The sequence below is a fragment of the Enterococcus sp. DIV0660C genome (genome assembly GCF_017316125.1).
Lineage (GTDB): Bacteria > Bacillota > Bacilli > Lactobacillales > Enterococcaceae > Enterococcus_B.
The window spans coordinates 47,190-53,627 of record NZ_JAFLWA010000041.1 but is presented as its reverse complement, the minus strand read 5'-3'; the positions used below and the strand labels follow the sequence as shown (position 1 = coordinate 53,627).

The 6,438-nt window shown below is 38.1% G+C and carries 4 protein-coding genes; all 4 read right to left on the bottom strand.

All coding sequences use genetic code 11. From position 1 onward, the window contains the following. Positions 1 to 530: 530 nt before the first annotated feature. On the bottom strand, positions 531 to 2,027 hold the full coding sequence (lysS, locus tag DOK81_RS11040; protein ID WP_206910856.1) for a lysine--tRNA ligase: 1,497 nt from the start codon (positions 2,025 to 2,027) through the stop codon (positions 531 to 533). 116 nt (positions 2,028 to 2,143) lie between these two features. Continuing rightward, positions 2,144 to 3,142: a tRNA dihydrouridine synthase DusB gene (dusB, locus tag DOK81_RS11035; RefSeq protein ID WP_206910853.1), complete on the bottom strand. Its 999-nt coding sequence runs from the start codon at positions 3,140 to 3,142 to the stop codon at positions 2,144 to 2,146. Beyond that, a complete protein-coding gene (gene hslO / locus DOK81_RS11030) occupies positions 3,143 to 4,030 on the bottom strand; it encodes an Hsp33 family molecular chaperone HslO (protein WP_206910850.1) in 888 nt (295 codons plus the stop codon). 241 nt (positions 4,031 to 4,271) lie between these two features. After that, the gene (gene ftsH, locus DOK81_RS11025; protein ID WP_206910845.1) at positions 4,272 to 6,425 is read right to left on the bottom strand and encodes an ATP-dependent zinc metalloprotease FtsH; all 2,154 of its coding nucleotides are present in this window, start codon (positions 6,423 to 6,425) and stop codon (positions 4,272 to 4,274) included. Positions 6,426 to 6,438 lie beyond the last annotated feature (13 nt).

Genomic DNA, 6,438 nt, shown 5'->3' with positions numbered 1-6,438 from the left:
TTATATCATATCAGAGTGACGTTTGAATGTCAACTCTTTTTTGAAAAAAGTTTTTTTCGATTCCGTTTAAGAAATCTTTCAGCAACTCATTTATCATATCGCATCGTTTGTTATTTGTCAAGAACTTTTTTGAAGTTTTTCTTGATGAAATCAAGCTTCTTAAGAGGTTCTTTTTAAACGACTTAGTTATCTTATCATGTGATAACTCACACGTCAATAACTTTTTGAAATTTATTTTCTGAAAAAACTTTCATCTTTCAGTGGTTGTCCGTCTTACGAACAAATAATAATATACCAACTAAAACAAGTCGGGTCAATGAATTTTTTTGTTTTTTTTCGTTTTTTTTATTTGTCCGATCATTACTATTTATAATGTATTTTTCGTTCGCTTTTCAACCAAATATCAATGATATCAATTTAAATAAAGAGATAATTTTCGTTAAAACTATTTTTAAATTCTTGAACGACAAAAAAGACAGCTATCTGGATAATCAGACAGCCATCTTCTATTATTTATTTTACTATTTGGCTTAGCGCATTGTCGGGAACAACAAAACATCGCGGATTGATTGTGCATCTGTAAGCAACATTACCAAGCGATCAATTCCAATTCCTAATCCACCAGTTGGTGGCATTCCGTATTCTAAAGCTTCCAAGAAATCTTCATCTACACCATGCGCTTCATCATTACCTAGTTCACGCTCTTTTTCTTGCGCTTCAAAGCGTTCTCTTTGATCAATTGGATCATTCAATTCAGTAAAGGCATTTGCAAATTCTCTACCAATGATAAACAATTCAAAGCGATCAGTAAAACGTGGATCTTCAGGATTTTTCTTCGCTAATGGTGAGACTTCGACTGGATGTCCATAAATAAAAGTTGGTTGTGTCAAGGTTTCTTCAACAAATTCTTCAAAGAATTCATTGATTACGTGTCCCACACCCATTGCATCTGTTACTTCCACGTTATGTTCTTTAGCAATTGCAAGAGCTTCATCTAATGTCATTTCTTTCCAGAAATCAACCCCAGTTTGTTCTTTAATTGCGTCTACCATATGAACACGTTTGAAGTCACTTTCAAGGTCAACTGCTTGACCATCATAAGTAATACGCGCTGTTCCTAAAACTTTTTCAGCAGCATTACGAATAATCCCCTCAGTTAGATTCATGACATCGCGATAATCTGTATAAGCAGTATAAGCTTCTAGCATTGTGAACTCAGGGTTATGTGTTGTATCGATTCCTTCATTACGGAAAACTCGACCAATTTCATAAACTTTTTCCATTCCACCAACAATTAGACGTTTCAAGTGTAACTCTAGTGCAATACGTAAATATAAATCAATATCTAGAGCATTGTGATGTGTAGTAAATGGACGAGCTGCCGCTCCACCAGCTTCATTGTGTAAAACAGGTGTTTCTACTTCAATGTAGCCATTTCCATCTAGATAACGGCGAATTTCACTAATGATTTGACTGCGTTTCATAAAACGATCAAAGCTTTCACGATTACTAATCAAATCTAAGTAGCGTTGACGGTAACGTTGCTCAATGTTTGTCAATCCGTGATATTTATCAGGTAATGGACGTAACGCTTTTGAAAGAATTGTAAATTCTGTTGCTTTGATCGTTACTTCACCTGTATCAGTCTTCATAATTTGACCTGTAACTCCGAAGAAGTCCCCTAAGTCAGCATGTTTAAAAATCTCATAGGCATCATCACCCACTTGATCTTTACGCACGTAAATTTGGATTTGGCCTTCACGATCTTGAAGATGCGCGAAGCCCGCTTTCCCTTTTCCACGGCGAGTCATCATTCGTCCTGCTACGCTAGCAGTCAAACTCATCTCAGCTAATTCTTCTTTTGTTCTTGAATCAAATAATTCATGTAACTCTTCTGAGTTATGTGTACGTTCAAATCGCTTCCCGAACGGATCGATTCCAGTTTCTCTTAGTTCTTCCATCTTTTGGCGGCGAACAAGCATTTGATCATTTAAATCTTCTACTTGATGTTGTTGTTCCTCAGTCACAAAAGTTCCTCCATTCTCCTAGTAGTTCTCAGTTCTAATAATGCCAATGAAACACAAAAAAAGCAAGCCGAACTTAAATTTTCGGCTTGAAATTCACAAAAATCTTAGAAATCAGTTTAATGTTTTACAGCAACCTTTTCTGTTTTTTCTAAAAAAGCGTCAAGCAAATCATTGATCTCTCGTTGGTTTTCAGAATGATTGATTGCTACTTTTACTTTAGCTGCGCGAGGAATTCCTTTTAAATAGTAGGAAGCATGTGTTCGGAATTCACGACATGCTATTTGTTCACCTTTTAAATCAGCCAAACGTCGCAGATGAAGTTTCGCAGTTGCGATTTTCTCAGCAGGTGTTGGCTCAGGAATCAGCTCACCTGTTTCCAAATAATGTTGCGTACGATGAATCATCCAAGGATTGCCTAAAGCTGCACGCCCAATCATTACGCCATCTGCTCCGACATACTCCAACATACGTTTCGCATCTTCAGGCGTTTTTACGTCCCCGTTTCCCATAAAAGGAATCGTCAAATGTTGTTTGACTTCTTTCAAGACTTCCCAATCAGCTTGTCCTTCATACATTTGCACTCTAGTACGACCATGCATAGCAATCGCACCCGCACCAGCTGACTCTGCAGCTAAGGCATTTTGAACGGCAAAAACGTGTTGATTATCCCAACCAATTCGCATCTTAACTGTGACAGGTATGTCTACAGCAGCAGAAACAGCATGAACCATTTCATAGACCTTATCTGGATCAAGTAACCACTTAGCTCCCGCTTCTGCCTTGATCACTTTGTTTACTGGACATCCCATATTGATATCAATAATATCTGCCGTTGTATTTTCTTGAACAAATTGTGCTGCTTCAACTAAGCTGTCTTTATTGCCGCCAAAAATTTGGACGCTTAGTGGATGCTCTGCCTCTTCAATATGAAGCATCTCTAGCGTTTTTTTGTTCCGAAAATGGATGCCTTGATCACTAATCATCTCACAAACGACTAGTCCTGCACCAAATTCTTTAACCGTTACTCGAAAAGCAGAGTTACTAATTCCAGCCATTGGTGCAACAACTACACGATTTGGAATTTCAACATTCCCAATTCTCCATTGATGTTCCAACTAAATTCCTCCTACTGCTTCTGCCTTCAGATCTAATAGTTCTTGTTCAGAATACTCATATTTATTATTACAAAATGAACAAACAGCTTCTGCCCCATGATCTTCATCGATCATCGCCTGAATTTCTTCTGTACCTAGTGCAATGATTGCCTCTGCAAATTTTTCTTTTGAACAATCACAAGCAAATTGAACAGGCATTTTTTCTAAAATATTTAATTCTTCTGTTCCCAGTAACCCTTTTAAAATTTCTTCAGGTGTGTGCCCTTCATCAAGCAATGTTGAGATTCTTGGTGTTGTTTTCAGTTGTTCTTCGATTTTAGAAATCATTTCTTCATCCGCACCAGGCATGATTTGAATCATAAATCCACCAGCAGTTTTAATACTGTCATCTGTATTCACTAAGACGCTTAGACCAACCGCTGATGGAATTTGCTCAGAAATAGCTAAATAGTAAGTAAAGTCTTCTGCGATTTCACCCGAGACGATGGGAGTTTGCCCAGAGAAAGGTTCTTTTAATCCCAAATCCTTAGTTACTGTGAACATCCCTTGTGTTCCCACTGCACCACGGACATCAATTTTTCCCTCGGGGTTCAACGGTAAGCTTAAATGCGGATTTTTAATATATCCTTTTACATCACCTTTCCCATTTGCATCAACAACAATTCCAACAGCTGGGCCGTCTCCTTGAATACGAACCGTTAATTTATCTTCACCTTTTAGTGTCGCTCCTAATAATAAACTACCAACTAGTGTGCGACCTAACGCTGCCGACGATGTATGCCATGTATCGTGGCGACGCTGTGCTTCTGCGACTGTATTTGTTGCTTGTACTGCATAAGCACGAACAAAACCATCATGTGCTAGTGCTTTAACTAAATAATCTTCCATTATTGTATGTACCCCTTTTTTTGGTTTTTCAGCTCCTAGTGAATCATACTAGCAACTTTCATTTTTTTCAACTTTTGAAATCAGAGCTTAATAATAAATCAAATTAAACAAAAGAGAAAATAATTTTTACATATAAGTTTTTGCTTTAATTTGCTTCAAACTGCTCAATAGAAAACTAAATTAAATGGATTCAAAGAAAAAAAGCTGGGACATTGATTTGTCCCAGCTTCAAAACATTTTACTATTTATAACGATCTTCAAAGTTGTTTTTGTCGTAATCAGACTCTTTGTCTTTTTCTTCTTTTGCAACTTCCGAACCAGTTTCTTCACTAGCCAATTTTACTTCTTCGGCTTCGTCTTTTAGTTCTTGTTTTGTTTCTTCAAAATCTTGTTTTTCTTCTGCTTGTTTTTCCGCATCTTTCTCTTCTAAAGCACGTTTTGCTTCTTCAAATGTTTGTGCTTCTTTTTCACTTGGATAATCAGCAGATTCTGTTCCTTCTGGCATCACACCATGTTCGAACAATGATTTAATTGCTTTCGCATCCAGTGTTTCAAATTCAAGAAGTTTTTCTGCGATTAATTTATGTTGTTCACGGTGTGCTTCGATAATTTCATGTGCTTTTTGATGAGCATCCATCAAAATCTTGCGAACTTCTTGATCGATTTCAAATGCAACTTGTTCAGAGTAAGCTTTTGTTTGACCATAATCACGGCCAACAAATACTTGATGGTTTCCTTCGTATTGAACTGGTCCAAGTCGATCACTCATTCCATATTCAGTAACCATGCTTCTAGCTAATGAAGTCGCTTGTTCAAAGTCATTTGAAGCACCTGTTGATTGAACGCCAAAAATAATTTCTTCAGCTGTACGACCACCAAGTAATCCAACGATTTGTTCAAACATATCTTCTTTGGTCATCAAGAATTGATCTTCTTTTGGTAAAGCGATCATGTACCCGCCAGCACGACCACGAGGAATGATTGTTACTTTATGAACGATACGTGCGCGACTTAAGACTAAACCAACGATTGTATGTCCAGCTTCATGGTAAGCAACCATTTCGCGTTCTTTTTTGTTGATTACGCGATCTTTCTTAGCAGGACCAGCGATAACACGATCTTCTGCTTCATCAATATCAGATGCGTCAATTTTCTTTTTATTACGACGAGCAGCTACTAAAGCAGCCTCATTTAAAACATTTTCTAAATCCGCACCAGCAAATCCTGGTGTTTGTTGTGCAACAACTTTTAAATCAACGTCGTCAGCTAAAGGTTTATTTTTAGCATGAACACGTAAAATGGCTTCGCGACCTTTGACATCTGGACGACCGACCAAAATTTGACGGTCAAAACGACCTGGGCGTAACAACGCTGGGTCTAAGACATCTGAACGGTTCGTTGCAGCAATCACAATTACGCCTTCATTTCCATCAAATCCATCCATCTCCACCAATAATTGGTTCAATGTTTGTTCACGTTCATCGTGTCCGCCACCCATACCAGCTCCACGTTGACGACCAACAGCATCAATTTCATCAATGAAAATGATTGCTGGTGCATTTTTCTTCGCTGTTTCAAACAAATCACGTACACGACTTGCACCAACACCGACGAACATTTCAACGAAATCAGAACCAGAAATTGAGTAGAAAGGTACACCAGCTTCACCGGCAACAGCTTTCGCTAATAACGTTTTACCTGTTCCTGGAGGTCCTTCTAAAAGAACACCAGCTGGAATTCTTGCACCTAATTCAACAAATCGACGAGGATCTTTCAAAAACTCAACGACTTCAACAAGTTCTTGTTTTTCTTCTTCCGCACCAGCAACATCAGAAAAACGAACACGGTTCGCTTTTTTGTCGGCTTCTTTGGCTTTTGATTTACCGAAGTTCATCACTCGGCCACCGCCGCCACCGCCACCGCCTTGTTGACCCATCATCATATAGAAGAAGAAAATGATGATTACAATTGGCAAGAAGCTTAATAGTAGAGATACCCAAATACCACTACTTGACTCTTCTTTAATTGTTGTTCCTACATCATGTTGTTTTGCCAAATCTGTTACCTGACTTAACGTCGTGTCATTTGGCAAAATGATTGTTGTGAAGTGTGTTGTTGATACATCAGTTGAGCCTAGGATTGCTAAACCGCCACTGTTGCTGACTGTTTGTTTCTCCTTGTATTCACCAGTGATTTTATACACACCATTTGCAGGTTGAACACTAAATTCTTTGATTTTCCCTGACTCTAATTGTTCAGTGAATTTTGAGTACTCGATGTCTGACGACTGCTGGCCATTGTTACCAAAGATAAAATAGACCACCATGACCATCGCCAAAATCACGAGGACATAATATAAGGCATTTTTCATCATGCCGTTATTCTTTTTGTTCATAGTTACCCTCCTT

Bases quoted from the DNA above. Each gene is read 5' to 3' on its own strand.
- hslO (WP_206910850.1), bottom strand. From the start codon at position 4,030: ATGGAAGATTATTTAGTTAAAGCACTAGCACATGATGGTTTTGTTCGT.
- ftsH (WP_206910845.1), bottom strand. From the start codon at position 6,425: ATGAACAAAAAGAATAACGGCATGATGAAAAATGCCTTATATTATGTC.